A 21,125-nucleotide genomic window follows, 5' to 3' on the forward strand; every position below is an offset into this window, starting at 1 on the left:
CTGCAAGCGCGGCGCATTGAGTGAGCCAGGGCCCGGAAGGGCCCTGGCTTGCTTTCACGCGAGATACGAAGAGCCCGCCTCCGATCGCATCGCGCGGCGCGTTGACCATGCGCCAACGGGCTCCCGGGCCATGGTCTGCGACCGAGGGCCGATCTTGCGCTGAAACTGGACGAATGGCAGCGGTTCAAAGTGGGCATCACATGTGAGCACTTGGACGCGATGTCTGCGAGCGCAGGCATAGATGATCGAGTCGGCGAGCGGAAGCCGATGTCTTGCATAGACCTCATCCGTGAACAGCGCCAGTTCCTGATCGAGCGTCTCGACATGACACTGCTCGGACATGGCAATGACTCGCTCGTACGCATTGGGCACCAGCTCTCGGCGAGCCCACCGTAGAAGCTCGACGAGAACGATCGAGGGCATGATGCAGTGCTCTGGCGAGGGGAGGATCACGTCGATCCAAAGACCCAGGTCGCTTCGGGTGAGCCACTCGATCCAGGCAGACGTGTCGACCACCATCCTGTGTCTGTCCATCTGGATGACTCCTAGTATCGATCGCGGCCGTCGCGATAGGTGTCCGTGTTGGCGCCACGGGCAATGCCGTGCATCTCTTCGCGCGTCGTGGGCGGGCAGAGGAAGACACCCGTCTCCCGGCGGATGACCAGCAATTCCTGACCGGCCTCCCACCGGAAGTGCTCGTGAATCTCCTGGGGCAGATCGATGTGGTTCTCGGGCGAGATGGTGATGACGGGCGCGGGCATGTGGCCTCCAGTGCGTTCAGCGGTACAACGAAGCTTGCATTCTTCGCCTCGGGTTCCGATCGGGCTACGACGCAGACCGGTGCTCTGTCGGCCAAAGTACCTGCGCATTGATTGAACGACCTCCCTGGATGGGTCGTGTCACATGAACACTGGTTGCTGACACGCGATGACAGCGGCCCTGTCCAGAATCGTGGCCATCCATCCCGTTCGCGATTCAGGAGTTCCCCCATGGCCGACGACCACCCTGTCTACGAGCTGCGCCAGTACAAGATCGCCAAGGGCGAGCGCGAGCGTTTCATGCACCTGTTCGACGAGGCTTTCGTCGCGCCGCAGGAGGCGCTGGGCATGCGGTTGTTCGGGCAGTTCGCCGACCTGGACGATCCGGACCGTTTCGTCTGGATCCGGGGCTTCGACGACATGGCGGCGCGCGAGCGCACCTTGAACGACTTCTACTTCGGACCCGTCTGGCAGGCCCGCCGCGACGAAGCCAATCCGCTGCTCGTCGACAACGACAACGTGCTGTTGCTGCGAGGCGCCCTCGATGCCGCCGTGCCGCCGCGCATCGAGGCGGCATGGGAGGCCGGCCGCGCCCGGACGGTGGCGGCTGCTGCATCGGGGGGATTCATCGCGCTGCATGTCTGTTACCTCTGGAAGGATCCGGCGGACGCGGCGGATGGGTTCGCCGCGTTCTTCGAGCGGGACGTCGTCCGGGTCCTCGAGGCCGCCGGCCTGCCGGTCGTCGGCAGCTTCGTGCCCGAGCGCTCGGCCAACAACTTCCCGCGCCTGCCGGTGCGCGAGGGCGAGAAGGTCTTCGTCTGGATGACCCGTGCGCGGGACGCCGAGGACTGGGTCGCCCGATGGAGCGCCTGCCGCCACTCGCCCGCGTGGCGCGCGCTGGAGCCGCGCTGGCGGGACGCGCAGGAGCGCGCGCCGCAGATCCTGCGACTGCGGCCGAGCGTCGCCTCCGCGTTGCGCTGAGCGGGCCGGTCGTTATGCTGCGCGACATCGCCTTCCACCGCCGGAGCCTTCCCGCATGCGCAGCGCCCTGACCATTCTCGGCCTCGTCGTCGTCCTCACCATCGTGTTGCTGAGCGCCAAGAAACAGATGCAGGCGATGAAACACGTGGCGCCCGCCACGTCGGCATCGGTATCGGCGCCGGCGCCCGGAGCGGCGGCGAGCGATGCCTTGCCGGATCCCGCCGCCGTCGGCCGGCAGGTCGAGGACCTGATGAAGCAGGGCGAGCGGCGCGCCGCGTCCGAGGCCGACTGAGACCGGCTCGCGCCGGATGTCCCCTATGACCGTCCATGCGCTGTTCTTCTGCCTGCGGCCCGATCGGCAGACCGCGTCGCGGCTGAACGGCGTCTCGGGCGAGCTCGTCCGACGCCTCGGCCTGCGGGCGAAGCCGCCTCGCACCGAGCGCCTGCACATCACGCTGCACCACCTGGGCTGGTACGACGATCAGACCGATGAGGCGGAAACGGCGGCCGAGGTGCGCCAGCTCGCCGAAGCCGCGGCGGCCACGTTGCGCCATGAGCGGCTACGCGTCGATTTCGACCAGTTGCTGAGCTTCACCCGCAAGGCGAGGAACCTGCCGCTCGTGCTGAGCGGCGGGGCCTGTCTCGACGGGGTGCGCGCCATGCGCGCCGCCCTGGGCGCGCGTTTGCAGGCGGTGGGGCTGCGGACCGATCCCCACTTCACGCCTCACCTGACGCTGCTGTACGACGATGCGGTGGTCATGCCGCAGCCGTTGGCCGTCGAGGGATGGGACGCGGTCGAGTTCCATCTGGTGGACAGCCTGCAAGGGCTGTCGACGCATGTGGCGCTAGGGTGCTGGACGCTGGATTGACCGCGTGACCGCCAGAGCTTCCGACCATCTGACCATCCGACCATCTGACCGCGCGACCTGCTGATCGCCAGGGCTTCTGACCGCCTGACCGATGGACCGGGTCACTGACCGGCTGGTGATCGATTGGCCGATTGACCGCCCGGCCCGCCCGCGTCACCCCTCGACGATTCGTCGGGCCAGCGCTCGCAGGCTGAGCGGCGCGGACCCTTCGGCGTGGTTGCTGATCGTCACGTAGGCCGCCTGGCCGGCGTCCGCCGTCGCGCGGATGACCTTGGCCAGCACTGCCCGCGTGCCGGGATCCGGATCCATCATCTCGGCGTACTCGCCGTACTTCTTCTCCGCGTCCTCGTAGCCGAATGGACCATGTAGCCGGTTCAGGTTCCAGCGGCAGACCAGCGGTCCCGGCCACATGGCCCGCAGCAGCGGCAGTTGATCCTCGATGGTCGGCAGCTTCGGATGCAGGCCCAGGCAGTAGCGCGCGCCGGTGTCCTTCAGCACCGCGACGAAATCGGGCGTCAGCCATTCGGGATCGCGCACCTCCACGGCCACGACGCCTTCCGGCGCGGCGTCGCGCAGCGAGGGCAGTGCGGCCAGCATCGCGTGCAGGCGGTCGAGCTGCTCCGGCATGCGGTCCAGCATCGCCAGCGGCAGCGGGCTCAGCTGGAAGACCAGCGCGCCGATCCGGCCGGCCAGGCCTTCCAGGGCGGGCTCGATGAACTCCTGGATCGCCAGGCGGGGATCGAGGAAGGCGGTGTTGGTTTGACGACCGCGACCGTCCTCGCCCCGCACCTGCGCATCAGTGACGACGCTGGGCGCCTTGACGGTGAAGCGGAAGTCCTCCGGCACCTGCTGCGCATAGCGCTCGTACTGGCTCGCGGTCAGGGACTGGTAGAAGCCCCGGTCGATGCTGACGGCGCGCTGCAGCGGCTGGGCGGCGTAGGCGCCCAGGCCGTTGCGGGACAGGTTGGACTCGCCATGTCGGCCTTCCCAGACGATGCCTTGCCAGCCGGGATAGCTCCAGGAGGACGTGCCCAGCCAGATGCGCGGCGACAGCGCCGCGGCGAGCGCGCGCTGCTCGTCGTCCGGTGGCTGCGGCTGGATGCCGGCGCGACGGCGTTTGGGTGGTGCGCCGGGGACCGCCTCGTCGGGATCGGCGGCGGTCGCGGGAGCGTCGTCGGCGGACCCGGGGTCGGCGGCGCGCATGCGTGACCGTGGTCGCGCGCTCGCCGAGGTCTGCGGCGGCGGCAGATCGCCGAACAGATCGTCCTGCAGCGGCGATGGGAGCGGATCGGAGGGCGCCTCTTGCATGGGACGCCAGCATAGCCGGCGCGGCTACACTGCCGCGCGAAGGTCACCCATGTCCGAGTCCCCCCCGATCCCCTCCGCCCCGGCGGCGCCGTGGCCGTCCGCCTCGGGCGCGCCGGCCGCGTCGGCCGAATCTGTCGCCGCCGTCACCCCGCCCGTGGCCGCTGGCGCGATCGACCCGGTCGATGAATACGCGATGCGCCTGGCCCTGGACCAGGCCCAGAACGCGTGGCTGGTCGGCGAGGTGCCGGTGGGCGCCGTCATCATGCGGGCCGGTCAGGTGATCGCCACCGGCTACAACCGGCCGATCACGACGCACGATCCCACCGCCCACGCCGAGATCGTCGCGCTGCGCCACGCCGCCCAGTTGCTGGGCAACTACCGGTTGCCCGAGTGCGAGCTCTACGTGACGCTCGAACCCTGCGCGATGTGCGCGATGGCGATGATGCATGCGCGCCTGAAGCGCGTCGTCTTCGCGGCGCCGGATCCGAAGACCGGCGTCGCCGGCTCGGTGCTCGATCTCTTCGCGCAGCGGCAGTTGAACCACCACACCGCGCTGCAGGGGGGGGTGCTCGCCGAGCCCGCCGCCCAGTTGCTGCGCGACTTCTTCGCCGAGCGCCGCGAGGCCGCCCGGCAACGCCGCGACGCGCGCCGGCATGCCGAGGCCGCCGATCCGTTGGCGATGTTCGCGGTGAGCCTGGATGCGTCCACCGCGCAGGCCGCGTCCGCGGTCGCGCCCATTCCGGTCGGCGAGGCGCACGACCTGTTCCTGAATCTCGATCCCTCGCGGGACGACCCGAAGCGATGAGCTCCCTGATCCTCCATTCCCCTTCCGGCGTTCTGGCCCAGGCGCAACCGCTGCGCCGCGCGGCCAAACGGCTGGGCGCGCTCGGCTTCGAGGTGAACGTCGACGACGACGCGCTCGCCAGGCACCAGCGCTTCGCCGGCGACGACGCGACGCGCCTGGCCGCGCTGCACCGCGTGGCCGAGGCCGCGCCGTCGGTGGCGCTGGCCACGCGCGGCGGCTACGGCCTGACCCGGCTGCTGGACCGCATCGACTGGTCGCTGATCGCCCGCAGCGTCGAGCGCGGCACGCGCTGGGTCGGCCTGAGCGACCTGACCGCGCTGCAACTGGGGCTGCTCGCTCACACGAAGCAGGTCAGCTGGGCGGGTCCGCTGGCCTGCGACGACTTCGGTCGCGCCGAGGCCGATGGCGGCGTCGACGAAATCACCCGCGACTGCTTCCTCGAAGCGATGGACGGCTCGCTGGAGGCCGTCGGCTTCCGCACCGAGGCCGGGCTGGACGGCGTCGAGGCGCGCGGGACCTTGTGGGGCGGCAATCTGGCGGTGCTGTGCTCGCTGCTGGGCACGCCGCACTTTCCGCGCATCAAGGGCGGCATCCTGTTCCTGGAGGACGTGAACGAGCATCCCTACCGCATCGAACGCATGCTGCTGCAGCTCTGGCAGGCCGGCGTGCTGGACGCGCAGAAAGTGGTCGTGCTGGGCAGCTTCAGCGGCTGGAAGAAGTCGCCGCTGGACCGCGGCTACTCGATGAAGACCTGCGTGCAGGCGCTGCGCGAGCGCGTCAAGGTGCCGATCCTGACCGGCCTGCCGTTCGGCCATGTGCCGACCAAGGTCTGCTTGCCGGTCGGCGCCAAGGTGGAAATGATGGTGGAAGGGCGCGACGTCATCCTCGCCTGGGGGCACGTCGGCCCCGGCCACGATGACGGGCATGGTCGCGGACACGACCACGCGGACGATCACGGCCATGGCCACCACCACGGCCACGATCACCACGGCCACTGACCGACGTCACCTTCGCGCGCCGGGGCTGGCCGCTATGATCCGCCCCCGGCACCGGTCGGTCCCACAAGGGCACGGCCTTGGCAACAATCTGGCAATGCCGCATCAAGGGAAGACCTTCCCAAGAAGATGCGGTTTTGTTTTTGAAGGGATGACGATGTCGTCGGGGCTGTGGAGCGCGTCGCGGGACGCGGGTGGAGGCTGGCGCCGGATGCTGGCGCGGATCTCGGGCCTCGCGGCCATGGCACTGCTGGCCGCCTGCAACAACAGTCCGTACCCGACCGGCGCGGCCAGGGACAACACGCTGTACCTGTCCTTCGACGAACGCTCGCCGCGTTACCTCGATCCCACCGCCTCGTACACGGCGCCGGAAGCCGTCTACACCTACCAGATCATGGAGCCGCCCTACGGCTACCACTATCTGAAGCGTCCCTACGAGCTGATCCCCCGCGCCGCCGAGCGCGTGATCAAGCCGTACTACCTCGACGCGCAGGGCAACCGGCTGCCCGACGACGCGCCGGCCGACAAGATCGACCAGAGCGTCTACGACATGCCCGTGCGGCCGGGCGTGAAGTACGCGCCCAGCCCGGCGTTCGCGAAGGACGCGCAGGGCAACTACCTCTATCACCACCTGAACGCGAAACAGCTCGGCGACAAGCGCTCGCCGTGGCAGTTCGAGCATCAGGGCACGCGTGAACTGGAGGCCGAGGACTTCGTCTACGCGCTCAAGCGCCACGCCACGACCCGCATCGAGGCGCCGATCTTCGGCCTGTTCTCCGAGCACGTCGTCGGCCTGAAGGCGTACGGCGAGCTGATCAGGCAGGAGAACGCCAAGCTGCTCAAGGGCCTGCCCGAGAGCGCGCCCGACAAGCCCTTCCTCGACTTCCGCCGCTGGCCGCTGGCGGGCGCCCAGGCGGTGAACAAGCACCTGCTGCGCATCCGCATCAAGGGCAAGTACCCGCAGTGGTCGTACTGGATGTCGACCATCTTCCTGGCGCCTGTCCCGTGGGAGGTGGACCTGTTCTACGCCCAGCCGGGCATGGCCGAGCACGGTCTGTCCTGGAACCAGTGGCCGGTGGGGACCGGCCCCTTCATGATGACGGAGTACCAGCAGGACCGCCGCCACGTGATGTCGCGCAACCCGAACTATCACGACGACACCTACCCGTGCGAGGGCATGCCCGAGGACGGCCCCGCCGGCCGCCTGGCCGACTGCGGCAAGAAGCTGCCCTTCGTCGACAAGATCGTGGCCACCCTCATCAAGGAGCGGGTGCCGCGCAAGGAGATGTTCAAGCAGGGCTACCTGGACATGCCGGACCTGGAACGCGGCGACTGGGGCGTCGAGTTCTACGCGGACGCGAGCGACTCCGACGAGGTGGCGGCCTTCTTCAAGCAGCGCGGCTTCGCCTTCCCGCGCTCGACCGATCCCAACAACTGGTACATGGGCTTCAACGGGCTGGACCCGGTCGTCGGCAAGGGCGACACGCCCGAGCATCAGCTGCGCAATCGCAAGCTGCGCCAGGCGCTCTCGATCGCGATCGACTGGGAGGAGGGCTACGGCCGCATCTTCAAGAACCGCGGCGGTGTCACCGCCTACGGCCCGGTGCCGCCGGGCGTGTTCGGCTCGCGCGAGGCCCAGCCCGGCTTCTTCAATCCGGTCACGCACAAGCGGGTGGACGGCAAGATCGTGCGTCGCTCGATCGAGGAGGCGAAGCAACTGCTCGCCGAGGCCGGTTATCCCGACGGCCGCGATGCGAAGACGGGGCGGCCGCTGGTGCTGAACTACGACTTCATGCGCACCGTCACGCCGGAGGTGAAGGCGGAGAACGACTGGATGGTCAAGCAGTACGCCAAGCTCGGCATCCAGCTGGACGTGCGCGCCACCGACTACAACCAGTTCCAGGAGAAGATCAAACAGGGCAAGCACCAGATCTTCTGGTGGGGCTGGTTCGCCGACTATCCGGACGCCGAGAATTTCCTCTTCCTGCTCTACGGCCCGAACAGCAAGTCGCTGCACGAGGGCGAGAACGTGGCCAACTACCAGAACGACGAGTACGACCGGCTGTTCAAGCAGATTCAGATCCTGGACGACGGGCCGGCCAAGCAGCAGGTCATCGACCGCATGGTGGAGATCACGCAGCAGGACGCGCCCTGGGCCTTCGGTTACTGGGCCTGGACCGGCCAGGCGTTTCAGGGCTGGGTCCACAACGGCAAGCCCAGCATCGTGATCCGCGACCCGGTCCGCTTCTACCGGCTCGACCCCGCGCGGCGCGCGCAGTTGCAGGCGGACTGGAATCACCCGGTGTGGTGGCCGCTGCTGGTGCTGGTGATCGGCGGCGCGGCGATCGTCTGGACGACGCGCCGCAGCTTCCAGGTGCGCGAGACCGCCACCGCCCGCGGCACGTCCGCGCCGACCGGCCGCGACGATGCCTTGGTCGCGAGCGCGACCTCGACGGCGCCGGGAGCCGACCGATGATCAAGTACCTCACGCGCCGATTCGCCTACGGGCTGGCGATCCTGGTCGGCGTCAACCTGCTGACCTTCTTCCTGTTCTTCACCGTCAACACGCCGGACGACATGGCCCGGCTGAACATCGGCGGCAAGCGCGTCACGCAGGAGCAGATCGAGAAGTGGAAGGCCGAGCGCGGCTACGACAAGCCGCTGTACTGGGACGCCTCGCAGGCGGGCGCCGCGCGCGTCACGCACACGGTGTTCTGGGAGCGCTCGGTGTCGCTGATGCTGCTGGACTTCGGCCGCTCCGACGCGCGCCAGGCCGTCGACATCGGCCACGAGATCAAGACCCGCATGGGCGTGAGCCTGCAGCTGGCGGTGCCGATCTTCATCCTGCAGCTGATCATCAGCGTGGCCTTCGCGCTGCTGCTGACCTTCTTCCGCCACTCGCGCATCGACTTCTGGGGCGTGGTGCTGTGCGTGCTGATGCTGTCGATCTCCAGCCTGTTCTACATCATCGTCGGGCAGTTCTTTTTCTCGCGCGTGCTGCGCCTGGTGCCGATCAACGGCTATGAGCCGGGCCTGGACGCGATCAAGTTCCTGGCGCTGCCGATCGTGCTGTCGCTGCTGTCGCGCCTGGGCGGCGAGGCGCGCCTGTACCGCGCGATGCTGCTGGAGGAAGTCGGCAAGGACTACGTGCGTACCGCCCGCGCCAAGGGCCTGTCGGAGCCGGTGGTGTTGATGCGCCACGTGCTGCGCAACGCGCTGATCCCCATCATCACCAGCGCCGGCGCCTACCTGCCGTATGTCTTCCTGGGCAGCCTGGTGTTCGAGAGCTTCTTCGGCATCCCCGGCCTGGGCGCCTTCGTCATCGAGGCGATCACCGGGCAGGACTTCGCCATCGTGCGCACCATGGTGTTCCTGGGCGCGCTGCTGTACATCGCCAGCAATGCGCTGATCGACGTGGTCTACACCTGGGTCGATCCGCGCGTGCGGCTGACCTGACGCGCGCGAGCGCCCGGGAACCTGGAACGGATATGGGATTCAAGGTCGTCATCCTCTGGACCGACGCGGCGCTGTGGGCGATGTTCGCGGCGCTGGCGCTCTACATCGTGCGACTGGTGCGGCGGCCGCATCTGCGCGCCAACTGGCAACGCGTGCTGCGCGATCCGGCCGCACTGAGCGCGGGCGTGGTGCTGACGCTGTTCCTGGCCATCACCGCGCTGGACAGCCTGCACTTCCGCCGCGCGCTGGCCGACAGCCCGGCCGGCCAGCAGTTCTACGAGACGCGCACCGAGTCCGTCCTGGACCTGCTGCTCGCGCGCCAGATCGAGATGCGCGAGACCAGCTACTCCGCGCCGCTGGCCTACCGCGGCTTCAACATGGACAGCGTCGCGCACGGCGCGGAGATCGTGCGCGAGTTCCCGCGCCTGGCCTTCGGCGGCGCGCATTTGCAGGATCCGGCCAGCGACTGGACCGGCGACATCACGCGACGCGCGCTGGGCGGCCTGGCCGGCGGCGCGGTGGCGGCGGTGCTGCTGGCGCTGGCGATGGCGGCGGTGCTGGCGCCGCACCACGGCGGCTTCCGCCAGGGCCTGCGCGACCTGCTGGGCGACCGCACCCACTACCCGTGGCGCGCCGCGCTGGCGACGCTCACCGTGACCGCGCTGCTGGCCGGGCCGGTGATCGCGCTGATGGGGCATTACCACGTCTTCGGCACCGACCAGACCGGCAACGACGTGCTCTACCAGGCGCTCAAGAGCATCCGCACCGCCTTCGTCATCGGCGCGCTGTCGACACTGGCGACGCTGCCGTTCGCGCTGGTGCTGGGCATCCTGGCCGGCTACCTGAAGGGCTGGGTCGACGAGGTCATCCAGTACTTCTACACCGTGTTGACGTCGGTCCCGAACGTGCTGCTGATCGCCGCCTGCGTGCTGATGGTGCAGGTCTTCCTGGACAAGCATCCGGAGGCCTTCGAGACCGGCGCGGAGCGCGCCGACCTCAAGATCTTCCTGCTCTGCGCGATCCTGGGCGTGACCGGCTGGGCGACGCTGTGCCGATTGGTGCGCGGCGAGACGCTCAAGCTGCGCGAGGCCGATTTCGTGCAGGCCGCCACCGCCTTCGGCGTGCGCGACACGACGATCATGGTGCGCCACATCGTCCCCAACGTGATGCACCTGGTGCTGATCAGCCTGGTGCTGAATTTCTCCGACCTGATCCTGTACGAGGCGGTGCTGACCTACGTTGGTGTCGGCGTTGACCCGGGCATGAACAGCTTCGGCGGGATGATCAACCTGGCGCGCTCCGAGATGAGCCGCGACCCGGTGGTGTGGTGGAGCTTCGTGGCCGCCTTCGGCTTCATGGTGAGCCTGGTGCTGGCGGCCAACCTGTTCGCCGACGGTGTGCGCGACGCCTTCGATCCGCGCTCTCGCAAGCTGCGGCCGCAGGTGCTGTCGCTGAAGAAGAAGGCCGCGGCGCCGGCGACCGCGCCGGCACGGCCGCAGGCCTGAGGAACGACGCGAGATGTTGAAGATCGACGACCTGCAGGTCCACCTCGACGCCGATGCGGGCCTGGTGCGCGCCATCGACGGCATGCGGCTGACGCTGGCGCGGGGGCAGACCTTCGCGCTGGTGGGCGAGTCCGGCTGCGGCAAGAGCATGACCGCGCTGGCGCTGATGCGCCTGCTGCCCGACAACGGCCGCATCGCCGCCGGCCGCCTGGACCTGGACGGCCAGGACCTGTTCGACCTCAGCGAGGCGCGCATGCGCGACGTGCGTGGCGGCCGCATCGGCATGATCTTCCAGGAGCCGGGCACCAGCCTGAACCCGGTGATGAAGGTCGGCGCGCAGATCGTCGAGGCGATCGAGGCCCACACCCCGCTGCGCGGCGAGGCGGCGCGCCGGAAGGCGGTGGACTGGTTGCGCCGCGTCGGCATCCCCGAGCCCGAACGCCGCGTCGACGAGTACCCGTTCCGCCTCTCCGGCGGCCAGAAGCAGCGCATCATGATCGCGATGACGCTGGCGGCCGAGCCCGACTACCTGATCGCCGACGAGCCCACCACCGCGCTGGACGTGACCATCCAGGCGCAGATCCTGGCGCTGCTCAAGGACCTGCAACGCGAGCGCGGCCTGGGTCTGCTGCTGATCACGCACGACCTGGGCGTGGTGTCCGGCATGGCGCACCAGGTGGCGCTGATGTATGCCGGCCAGATCGTCGAAGTGGCGCCGGCGGCGGATTTCTTCGCCGCGCCCCGTCACCCGTACGCCCGCCTGCTGCTGCGCGCGCTGCCCGATGCCGACCGACGCGGCGAGCCACTCGCCGCCATTCCGGGTACCGTGCCGCCGCTGTGGCAGGTCTTCGACGGCTGCCGTTTCGCACCCCGTTGCGATCAGGCGATGGTCCATTGCGGCGCGACCCGGCCGCTGCTGGCGGACCTGCCCGAGCAGCCCCCGGGGCACGAGGTGCGCTGCCTGCTCTACACCGACCGTCGCGAGGCGTTGCCGCGCCCGGCCGCCCAGCCCGCGGACGCGACGATGGCCTCGCCGCGCGCGGCGGCCGAAGGCCGGCTGCTGCTCGAGGTCAAGGACCTGCGGGTGCGTTATCCGATGTCGCGTGGACTGTTCGGCGGTGCCAGGCGCTATTTCGACGCGGTCGACGGCGTGTCCTATTCGATCGAGGCCGGTCGCACGCTGGCGCTGGTGGGCGAGTCGGGCTGCGGCAAGACGACGTCCGGCAAGGCCATCGTGCAGTTGCTGCGCCGGGTCGCGGTCATCGAGGGTCAGGCCTTGCTGCATCCGCCGATGGCCGGGGTGGGGCGGGGCGGCACCGCCGCCGCCGACATGGCGCGAGACCTGTTCCACCTCGACGGCGACGCGCTGCGCGAGGCGCGCCGCCAAGTGCAGATCATCTTCCAGGACCCCTATGCGTCGTTGAACCCGCGGCTGAGGGTCCAGGAGGTGCTGGAGGAGGGGTTGCTGGCCCTGCGGCCGGAGCTCGACGGCCCGGCGCGGATCGCGCTGCTGCATGACCTGATCGACCAGGTCGGCCTGCGCCGCGACGCGCTGGCGCGTTTCCCGCACGAGTTCTCCGGCGGCCAGCGACAGCGCATCGCCATCGCCCGGGCGCTGGCGGTCGAGCCGCGCCTGATCGTCTGCGACGAGCCGACCTCGGCGCTGGACGTGTCGGTGCAGGCGCAGATCCTGAACCTGCTGCGCGAGCTCCAGCGCAGCCGGGGGCTGTCCTACCTCTTCATCACGCACAACATCGGTGTCGTCGAGTACATCGCCGACGAAGTGGCGGTGATGCAGGCCGGCCGGATCGTCGAGGCGGGCCGCTGCGATGCCGTGCTGGGCAGTCCGACCCAGGCCTACACCCGGACGCTGCTGGCGGCGGTGCCGCGTGTGGAGCGGCAGGCGGGCTGACGCGCGCGCAATGGGCTCGACGGCGCGTCGCGCCACCACCCCGCCCAGGGCCGCTTCGCGGCCCTTTTTTTGCTCGGTTGCCAGCCGTTTCCGTGTCCATGCCAGGGCGGCTCGCGCTCCGTCCCGAGGCGACCGCACGGTTGTGGTGCCGGGCCATGGTTTCTCAGGGTTACGGGCGCGTGAATCGGCGGACGAGCGCGGATTCCCGTCGTTCGTGCGGCAGATGCTGCCCCTCTTCAATGCATTTGAGCGATTGGCGAACGAAGTAGTTCCAGTTTTGCCAACTCTTGGTGCGATTTACACCTGATTACGTCTGTCACGACCCCGTTTGGGCGCTACCCGCGCGTCGCGTGGCCGCAACGTGTGACGCATTGCGCACGGTCGGTGTTTACCCGTGAATTCCCAGGGCTTCCCCAGCAAATCAGGGCTAGCGCTGTCTTGCATAGGGTGATTACGGGGCATTCCTTATCAATCCGGACAAGAAACTGCCTTCCGCCCTGTCCCGGGAACAGCGCTCGGAGGGGTTTGGCCGACACCCTGGCCGCCCGTGTTCCCGGGAACACGTCACAAGTGTTTCTGGATAAGGAGTCCACATGTTCAAACGCAAAAGCATCAACCTGGCCGCGTTGCTGGCCCTAGGCGCGGCGGCCTTGCCGGCGACCGCGCAGCAGCAGCTCGAGCGGGTTGAGATCACCGGTACCTCGATCAAGCGCATCGACGCCGAAACCGCCTTGCCGGTGAGCGTCATCACTCGCGAGAACATCGACAAGACCGGCGCCTCCAACGTGCAGGAGCTGGTCGACCGGCTGAGCTACAACAACGGCGGCGGCATCGCGCTGGGGCAATCGATCGGCGACGGCAGCGCGCTGGGCCAGACCGGCGCTTCGCTGCGCGGCCTGGGTCGCTCGCGGACCCTGGTGCTGCTGAACGGCCGGCGCATGCCGATCTATCCGTTCTCGGGGCAGGGCGTCGACTTGAACTCGATCCCGCTGGCGGCCCTGGAGCGCATCGAAGTGCTGCGCGACGGTGCGTCCGCGACCTACGGCTCCGACGCCATCGGCGGCGTCATCAACTTCATCACCCGCAAGGATTACCAGGGCGGCGACCTGAGCGTCGGCCTGGAGCTGCCGCAGCAGGTGGGCGACGTCTTCTCGCTGTCGGGGGGCTTGGGCTTCGGCGACCTGGAGAAGCAGAAGTTCAACGTGATGGGCACCTTCAATTACCAGAAGTACGACCCCATCCGCGCCAAGGACCGCTCGTACGCGCAGACCGGCAACCGGCCTGACCTGGGCATCGTCAAGGACTCAGGCAACACCTTCCCCGCCAACGCGGTGATCCCGTCCACCGGCCAATACGTGCCGCTGGCCGCCAACTACCCGACCTGCGCGCCGCCGGACTCCTTCAAGGGCGCCTCCAACTGCCGCTACGACTACACCCATTACATCGACCTGGTGCCGGAGCAGCAGCGCTACGGCGCCCTGGTGAAGGCCACCGTCCAGCCGGTGCAGGACAACACGCTGTTCGCCGAGGTGGCCTACAGCCGCAACGAGATCATCCTGGGCTCGTCGCAGACGCCGTCCACGACGACCGGCAAGCCGGCCTACCTGTACCCGGGCGGCGGCAAGTGGTACCCGACGGCGGCGGTGGACGCGGTGCTCCCGGGCTACCGTGGCCCGCTGCGCATCTCCTGGCGCATGGTCGATGGCGGCCAGCGCCGCGACAAGGTGACCAACGAGGTGCTGCGCACCGTGGCGGGCGCCGAAGGCACACTGGGCGGCTTCGACTACAAGGCGGCCTTCACCTATGCGGAAGGCAAGGCGCGTGACGACTTTGTCAGCGGCATCTACTCCGACGCGCGCCTGGTGCAGGCGCTGGCGACCGGCCTGATCAACCCCTTCGGCCCCAACGACGCCGCCGGCCTGGCCGCGCTGAAGACGGCCGAGCTCAGCGGCAACAACCGCAAGTCCAAGACCAGCAACACCGGCGTGGACTTCACGCTGTCGCGCGAGCTGTTCAACGTCGGCGCCGGCAATATGGGCCTGGCCTTGGGCGGTGAGTTCCGCAAGGAGAAGTACGAGGACGGCTTCTCCGACATCGCGGGCTCCGGCGACATCGTCGGCGGCAACGGCAATGCCGGCAAGGTGACCGGCCAGCGCGACGTCAGCGGCCTGTTCGGCGAAGCCAACTTCCCCATCCTCAAGACCCTGGAGCTGAACGCGGCGGTGCGCTTTGACCGCTACAGCGGCACGAAGGGGGCCTCGCGGGACGGTGCGTTCAGCACGCCGAACCTGTCGTCCACCAGCCCGAAGCTGTCGCTGCGCTTCACGCCGATCAACGGCCTGCTGCTGCGCGCGGCCGCGGGCCGCGGCTTCCGCGCCCCGGCGCTGGACAACATGTTCGCGCCGTCCGCCGGCACGAACTCCGGCAGCAACTACACCGACCCGTACTACAACGCGCTGAAGGGTTGCACGGCGTTCCCCAACACCGACTTCTGCGACACCCAGCTGACGGTGGTGAACAACAGCAACCGCGACCTGAAGCCGGAGAAGTCCAAGACCTTCACCGCGGGCCTGGTGTTCGAGATGATCAAGGACACCACGATCGGGATCGACTACTTCGACATCAAGATCAACAACGGCCTGCGCCTGCTCAGCGGCGACGACATCCTGAAGGACTGGTTCAAGCACCAGACCGGCCCGACGACCAGCACCTCGATCTTCGCGAACCGCCTGGTCCGCGATCCGACGACGGGGTACCTCTCGTTCGTCAACGCGTCGTGGGAGAACGTCAGCCAGTCGCGCGTGGCGGGCTTCGACCTGAGCGCCCGCACCCGGCTGCGCACCGAGATCGGCACGTTCACGCCGGGCTGGGAAGGCACGCTCATCACCAAGAGCGAGGAGACCATCGTCGGCACCGGCACCACCCAGGACAACCTGGGCAAGTACCAGGTCGGCGGTCCGGTCATCCGCCTGAAGCAGACCTTCACGCTGGACTGGGACAAGGGCGTGTGGGGCGCGGGGATCCGCTACTTCCGTCAGAACGGCTACCAGGACTATGACGAGATCCGTCATGTCAAGGCCTACGGTCTGTTCGACGTGCAGGGGCAGTTCCGCGGCATCAAGGGCGTGACCCTGAGCGCCGGCATCCGCAACCTGTTCAACACCAAGCCGCCGGAGACCGTCCAGCAGGACTACTTCCAGGTCGGTTTCGACCCGACCTACGCCGATGTGAAGGGTCGCACCTTCTATCTGCGCGGAAACTACAAGTTCTGATCCAGACTGCTCGTCTGATGATGGACTGAACAGGCAGGCCCTTCGGGGCCTGCCGCCGTTGTGGCATCCGACCGGTCGGTCGATGCGTGTCCACACGGCCGACATGGAAGGGCTCATGGACTATCTGAATCCGACGCTGGACTACGCCGCGCTCGGCCGCACGCTGCGTACCGAGGGCAGGGTGTTGATCCGCGATTTCTTCTCCCCGCAGGTGGCCGACGCCCTGGACCGCGCCTTGCAGGCGATCGATTGGGAGCTCGTCTATCGCGACCTGAATGGCGACCGACGATTGACCGGCGAGCAACTGCGGGCGTTGACGCCGCAGCAGCGGATGCAGCTCACCGAAGGCATCCACTCGGTCGCGCGGGAGGGCTTTCAGTTTTCGTTCTTCTCAGACTCGCTCGTCCGGGCTGTTCATGACGGGCGGGAGGATCTGCTCGCGCGCTTCATGCGATGGATGGGCGGCGAAGATTTTCTGTCCCGCATGCGCGAGCTCAGCGGCGACGCCACGATCAATGGCGTCTATGCGCAGGCCACGATGTACTCGCGCGGTAACTTCCTGACCACGCACGACGATCATGTGGACCGCGAAGACCGCCGTCTGGCCTACGTCATCAACCTCACGCGGCGATGGCGACCGGACTGGGGCGGCATGCTGCACTTCACCGCCGAGGACGGCTCGGTGCTGGACACCTATTACCCCCACTTCAATTCGTTGTCGCTTTTCACCGTGCCACAACGACATTTCGTATCGTATGTACCGCCCTTCGCCATGGCGGAACGCCAGGCGATCACCGGCTGGCTGATCGCCGCCTGACTTGGCACGACAATTGCCGAGTCTTTCTCAAGGGTTCGCGGGTCGCCCTGGTGCGGGTTATTCCTAGGGAGCAGTCTCTAGTCGCTAGAGTGCATACCAGTAGAATACCAGGCAGCACTTGGGACCTCGGCGGAGGTGGTTCGCCGCCCGTAACCCGAGGTGATCAGGAGGCTGGGCGAAGCGCGCATGCTGGGGCAAACCCCATGACTTGTCGCCGGTGCAAAGCGTTTATGATCAAGGTCGCGAAAGGCGGTCAATCCTGTAGTTTTGCTACAGTTTTGATCGATCCTTGAGACGCCCGCGGCCACAAGCCGACGGGCATTTTTGTTGAGTCGGGTTCGTATCGTGCCCTGGGTTTTCGAGTCTTCTTGTGTCCATCCTGCATTCGGCGGGTCGACAGTCCTGGTCGCTTCGGCGGCTTGGCACCGGTCGCATCGCTGCTCACACAGCCGGCAAGACAGGCGCTGCTAACCTTGGGTCGCGGCGCGAGTACCTGATCAGTCCAGACGCTGTGCTGAGTCGAACTCCCCTCGTAGTCTCGATGAAAGAAATTCGCAGTTTGATGAAGGAGCGCGCATGAACTTTGCGCAGGATAAAGGCGGGTCATCGCGCCTGACGGGTCTCGGCCTCGTCGTGTTGGTCCACGTCCTGATCATCGGCGCCCTGGCCAGCGGCCTGGCGACGAAGATCAAGGAAGCCGTCAAGGGCCCCATCGACGTGAAGGTCGTCGAGGAAAAGGTCAAGCCGCCACCGCCGCCGGAGAAGGTCATTCCTCCTCCGCCGGACATCAAGGCGCCGCCGCCGCCGTTCGTGCCGCCGCCGGAAGTGGTCGTGACCGCTCCTCCGCCGCCGACGCAGACCGTGGCCGTGCAGTCCAACACGCCCCCGCCGCAGGCCGACTTCCGTCCGGCGCCGCCGCCGGCCGCTCCGGCGCCTCCGGCACCGCCCGCCAACAAGGTCCGCTCCGCCATCGGCAGCTGCACCAAGATGGGCAAGCCGGAAATGCCGGCGCTCAACTGGAGCGGCTCCGCCAGCTACAAGGCCACGTTCACGGTCAAGGGCGGCAAGGTGACCGAAATCTCGTTGGCGACGCTGCGCGGCGCGAACGATCGCAAGGCTGACCGCGCTCTGAAGAACGCGATCACCGCCGCGGTGTCCGAAACGTACGATTGCCCTGGGGACGCGATCCTCGAGCAGGAATTCGTGTTCAACATGGAATGATCCGCGCGCAGGCCTGTCCTGACCGTGATCGACCGATTTGAGGGGCGCCTGACGCGCCCCGACCCTCAACCTGAGTTCAAGACTTTTTGCGTAGGAGCTAACTCCATGATCTCTCGTCTGTCTGCCTTGTTTGCGGCCATCGCCTGTGCCGCGACCCTGGCCGTCTCCCCGCTGAGCGCCCAGGCGCAGGACCAGGCTGCCTCCGCCGCCGCGTCCGCCGCCGACACCACGGCCGCTCCCGCTGACATCGCTCCTGCCGCCGCGCCCGACACTGCCGCCGCCGCCAAGCCGGTCGACAATCCTTACAGCCTGGGCAACATCGTCGCCCACGGCAACATCGTCGACCAGATCGTGCTGGGCATTCTGTTCATCATGTCGCTGGGCTCGTGGTACATCCTGTTCACGAAGCTGTGGGACACCTCCAAGATCGCCCGTGAAGCCAAGGACGTCCGCGCTTCGTTCTTCAAGAAGGCCTCCCTGCAGGAAGGTCTGAAGAGCCTGAGCGAAACCGGCGCGTTCCGCTACATCGCCCAAACCGGCGTGGAAGCTTCCGAGCATCACGAAGGCGCGCTGACCGAGAACATCGATCACAACACCTGGGTGACGATGAACATCGACCGCGCCGTGAGCGAAGTGAACTCGCGCCTGCAAGGCGGCCTGGGCTTCCTGGCCACCGTCGGCTCGACCTCGCCGTTCATCGGCCTGTTCGGCACCGTGTGGGGCATCCTGCAAGCGCTGACCCAGATCGGCGTCGCCGGTCAAGCGTCGATCGACAAGGTCGCCGGCCCCGTGGGCGCCGCGCTGATCATGACGGCCATCGGTCTGGGCGTCGCGGTTCCCGCGGTGCTGGGCTACAACTGGCTGGTCAACCGCAACAAGTCGGTGATGGGCCAAGTGCGTGCCTTCGCTGCTGACCTGCACGGCGTCCTGATGGGCAGCCGCAAGGTCGCGGGCCGTTAATTTCACAGTAGTCCCGGAGACTGACTATGGGGATGAACGTAGGTTCGTCCGGTGGTGACGACGAGGTGGTCTCGACCATCAACACCACGCCCCTCGTGGACGTGATGTTGGTGCTCTTGATCATCTTCTTGATCACCGTGCCGGTGGTGACGCAGTCGGTGGGGGTGACCCTGCCGAAAGAGACGAACGTCATCCGCGTCACCAAGCCGGAAAACATCGAGATCGCGGTGACCAAGGATGGCGACATCTACTGGGGCGTGCAGTTGGTTCCGGACACGGAAACGCTGGTGACGCGCCTGAAGAAGGTCGCGGTTCTGAATCCTCAGCCGGAAGTCCACATCCGCGGCGACGAGAAATCGCGCTACGAGAACGTGGGCAAGGTGATGGTTGCGTGCCAGCGCGCGGGCATCATGTCCATCAAGTTCGTCACCGAGCCCCCGGCTCGCGGTGGCTGAAGGAGCTGAACAATGGGTATGAATGTTGGTAGCTCCGGTGGTGGTGAAGATCCCGAAACCATGCTGGACGTCAATACGACGCCGCTGATCGACGTGATGCTGGTGCTGCTGGTGATGTTGATCATCACCATCCCGATCCAGCTGCACTCGGTGAATCTGGACATGCCGCCGCCGAGCAACAGGCCGCCTCCGCAAGACCCCGTGGTCCATGAGGTCGCCATCGACTTCGATGGCACGGTGTTCTGGGACGGCGCCGCGGTGCCGAACCATGCCGCCCTGGAAGCGAAGCTGTCCGAGGTGGTCGCGGAGCCGGATCAGCCGGAAGTGCACATCAAGCCGAACAAGCTGGCCGAGTACGGCTATGTCGCCAACGTGATGGCGTCGGCGCAGCGTCTGGGCGTCAAGAAGATGGCCATGGTCGGGAACGAGCAGTTCCTGAACTGACCGGGTGACCGTCTGATTTGGTGTTAGAACAGAACGCGCTGCCCGCAAGGGCGGCGCGTTTTTCTTCGTAGGAGAGCAAGCGAATGAAACTCAAACTGCTGGCAACCGCCGCCGTGGGCGCCGCCGCCCTGGTCCTGGGTCAGACGCCCGAGGGCAGCCTGAGCGTCCTGTCCCAGGCCGCCGCGCAAGTCCGTCCGCAAGTCGGCGCCGCGCTGAAGGCCGCGTCCGACCTGCTCAAGGCCGGCAAGGCGCAAGAGGCGATGGCCAAGATCCGCGAGGCGGAAGCCGTTCCCGGCCGCAACGCCGACGAGAACGCCACGCTGGAAGGTCTGCGCCTGTCCGCCGCGTCGCGCCTGGGCGACGCCGACGGCATGGTCAAGGCCTACGACGCGCTGAACGCGGCGGGCAAGCTGCCGGCCGCCAACAAGCTGCCGACGATGGAGTCCATCGCCGGCACCTATCTGCGCGCGGGCAACGGCGCCAAGGCGCTGGAGTGGGTCAACAAGTACTACGCCGCCGGCGGCAACAGCCCGGCGATGAAGCAAGTGCAGAGCGCGGCGCAACTGCGCTCGGGCGACGTCGGCACGATCCTGAAGGACACGCTGGCGGACATCTCCGCCGACGAGAAGGCTGGTCGCGCGCCATCCCAGGACAAGCTGAACACCGCGCTGTGGGCTGCCAACAAGAAGGGCGACAGCGGCACGGAATCGGTGCTGATCCAGAAGCTGCTGAACTACTACCCGACGAAGCAACTGTGGGCGCAGTCCCTGGGCACGCTGCAGAGCAAGAAGGGCTTCGCGGCGGGTCGCTATCAGGTCGACATCCTGCGTCTGAAGCTGGCCACCGACAACATGTCCGGCGCCAACGACTACATGGAGCTGGCGCAGTTGGCCGGCGCCGCCGGTTATCCCGACGAAGGCAAGAAGGTCCTGGAGAAGGGCTTCGCGACCGGCGTGGTCAAGCCCACGGACGACAACGCACGTCCGAAGCGTCTGGCCGATCTGCTGGACAAGCGCATCGCCGAAGCGAAGGCCGCCCAGGCCACCGCCGAGCAGACCGCCCGCGGCGCCCGTGAAGGTGACGACCTGGTGAAGCTGGGCTTTGCGCTGGTGCAGCGCGGCCAGGCCGCTCCCGGCATCAAGCTGATCGACGAAGGCATCGCCAAGGGCAACCTGAAGCGTCCGGACGACGCCAAGCTCTACCTGGGGCTGGCGCAGTTCCTGGCCGGCGAAAGCGCCAAGGCGCAAGCCACCTGGCGCACCGTCAAGGGCGCCGATGGCTCGGCCGACCTGGCTGGCCTGTGGTCTGTGTACGCACGCAGCGCCAAGAAGTGATCTCGGCCTAGGCTGCAAGGGTTCCGGCCCACC

19 protein-coding genes are annotated in these 21,125 nt (G+C 67.6%); 16 read left to right on the forward strand and 3 right to left on the reverse strand.

Annotated features, from left to right (window positions below; genetic code table 11):
• Nucleotides 1-54: 54 nt before the first annotated feature.
• Both CDN99_RS10280 and CDN99_RS10285 read right to left on the reverse strand, forming a co-directional pair.
• Nucleotides 55-519: a type II toxin-antitoxin system VapC family toxin gene (locus tag CDN99_RS10280; protein WP_158218811.1), complete on the reverse strand. Its 465-nt coding sequence runs from the start codon at nt 517-519 to the stop codon at nt 55-57.
• Between the two features lie 26 nt (nt 520-545).
• On the reverse strand, nt 546-761 hold the full coding sequence (locus CDN99_RS10285) for an AbrB family transcriptional regulator (protein WP_088384746.1): 216 nt from the start codon (nt 759-761) through the stop codon (nt 546-548).
• A 228-nt stretch (nt 762-989) separates the two neighbouring features.
• On the opposite strand from CDN99_RS10285, the gene CDN99_RS10290 reads away from it, so the two are divergent.
• From CDN99_RS10290 to CDN99_RS10300, 3 genes are read left to right on the forward strand one after another with little or no spacing between them, the layout of a single operon-like run.
• Complete coding sequence (locus tag CDN99_RS10290) at nt 990-1,739, forward strand: NIPSNAP family protein (protein WP_088384747.1); 750 nt, start codon at nt 990-992, stop codon at nt 1,737-1,739.
• 55 nt (nt 1,740-1,794) lie between these two features.
• A complete protein-coding gene (locus CDN99_RS10295) occupies nt 1,795-2,031 on the forward strand; it encodes a hypothetical protein (protein ID WP_088384748.1) in 237 nt (78 codons plus the stop codon).
• A gap of 25 nt (nt 2,032-2,056) precedes the next feature.
• Nucleotides 2,057-2,608, forward strand: a complete 552-nt coding sequence (locus CDN99_RS10300) for a 2'-5' RNA ligase family protein (protein WP_158218812.1) — start codon at nt 2,057-2,059, stop codon at nt 2,606-2,608.
• A 153-nt stretch (nt 2,609-2,761) separates the two neighbouring features.
• Here CDN99_RS10300 and CDN99_RS10305 read toward each other — a convergent pair whose 3' ends face one another.
• Complete coding sequence (locus CDN99_RS10305; RefSeq protein WP_238139456.1) at nt 2,762-3,916, reverse strand: DUF72 domain-containing protein; 1,155 nt, start codon at nt 3,914-3,916, stop codon at nt 2,762-2,764.
• A gap of 49 nt (nt 3,917-3,965) precedes the next feature.
• On the opposite strand from CDN99_RS10305, the gene tadA reads away from it, so the two are divergent.
• The 13 genes from tadA (at nt 3,966) to CDN99_RS10370 (ending at nt 21,092) form a co-directional block, all read left to right on the forward strand.
• Nucleotides 3,966-4,721 (forward strand): tRNA adenosine(34) deaminase TadA, encoded by a 756-nt coding sequence (tadA, locus tag CDN99_RS10310; RefSeq protein ID WP_375134428.1) that lies wholly within the window; start codon nt 3,966-3,968, stop codon nt 4,719-4,721.
• Nucleotides 4,718-5,719 carry an LD-carboxypeptidase gene (locus CDN99_RS10315; RefSeq protein WP_088384751.1) on the forward strand — a complete coding sequence of 334 codons (1,002 nt, stop codon included), beginning with the start codon at nt 4,718-4,720 and terminating at the stop codon, nt 5,717-5,719. The genes tadA and CDN99_RS10315 overlap by 4 nt, the downstream gene beginning before the upstream one ends.
• Nucleotides 5,720-5,873: 154 nt before the next feature.
• A complete protein-coding gene (locus CDN99_RS10320; RefSeq protein WP_162296487.1) occupies nt 5,874-8,192 on the forward strand; it encodes an ABC transporter substrate-binding protein in 2,319 nt (772 codons plus the stop codon).
• Entirely contained in the window at nt 8,189-9,172 is a 984-nt protein-coding gene (locus tag CDN99_RS10325) for an ABC transporter permease (protein WP_088384753.1), read from the forward strand. Before CDN99_RS10320 ends, CDN99_RS10325 begins: the two co-directional genes overlap by 4 nt.
• A gap of 32 nt (nt 9,173-9,204) precedes the next feature.
• Complete coding sequence (locus CDN99_RS10330; protein WP_088384754.1) at nt 9,205-10,677, forward strand: ABC transporter permease; 1,473 nt, start codon at nt 9,205-9,207, stop codon at nt 10,675-10,677.
• A gap of 13 nt (nt 10,678-10,690) precedes the next feature.
• Nucleotides 10,691-12,589 carry an ABC transporter ATP-binding protein gene (locus CDN99_RS10335; RefSeq protein ID WP_088384755.1) on the forward strand — a complete coding sequence of 633 codons (1,899 nt, stop codon included), beginning with the start codon at nt 10,691-10,693 and terminating at the stop codon, nt 12,587-12,589.
• Nucleotides 12,590-13,182: 593 nt separating this feature from the next.
• Entirely contained in the window at nt 13,183-15,861 is a 2,679-nt protein-coding gene (locus CDN99_RS10340; protein WP_088384756.1) for a TonB-dependent receptor, read from the forward strand.
• A 115-nt stretch (nt 15,862-15,976) separates the two neighbouring features.
• A complete protein-coding gene (locus CDN99_RS10345) occupies nt 15,977-16,678 on the forward strand; it encodes a 2OG-Fe(II) oxygenase (RefSeq protein ID WP_158218813.1) in 702 nt (233 codons plus the stop codon).
• A gap of 576 nt (nt 16,679-17,254) precedes the next feature.
• Complete coding sequence (locus tag CDN99_RS10350) at nt 17,255-17,899, forward strand: ABC transporter substrate-binding protein (protein ID WP_088384758.1); 645 nt, start codon at nt 17,255-17,257, stop codon at nt 17,897-17,899.
• 105 nt (nt 17,900-18,004) lie between these two features.
• A complete protein-coding gene (locus CDN99_RS10355) occupies nt 18,005-18,859 on the forward strand; it encodes a MotA/TolQ/ExbB proton channel family protein (protein WP_088384759.1) in 855 nt (284 codons plus the stop codon).
• A 26-nt stretch (nt 18,860-18,885) separates the two neighbouring features.
• Nucleotides 18,886-19,314 carry an ExbD/TolR family protein gene (locus CDN99_RS10360; RefSeq protein WP_088384760.1) on the forward strand — a complete coding sequence of 143 codons (429 nt, stop codon included), beginning with the start codon at nt 18,886-18,888 and terminating at the stop codon, nt 19,312-19,314.
• A 12-nt stretch (nt 19,315-19,326) separates the two neighbouring features.
• On the forward strand, nt 19,327-19,758 hold the full coding sequence (locus CDN99_RS10365; RefSeq protein WP_193531703.1) for an ExbD/TolR family protein: 432 nt from the start codon (nt 19,327-19,329) through the stop codon (nt 19,756-19,758).
• 83 nt (nt 19,759-19,841) lie between these two features.
• A complete protein-coding gene (locus tag CDN99_RS10370; protein WP_088384762.1) occupies nt 19,842-21,092 on the forward strand; it encodes a hypothetical protein in 1,251 nt (416 codons plus the stop codon).
• Nucleotides 21,093-21,125 lie beyond the last annotated feature (33 nt).

Origin of the sequence: Roseateles aquatilis (assembly GCF_002205645.1) — a bacterium.
GTDB classification, from domain to species: domain Bacteria; phylum Pseudomonadota; class Gammaproteobacteria; order Burkholderiales; family Burkholderiaceae_C; genus Roseateles; species Roseateles aquatilis.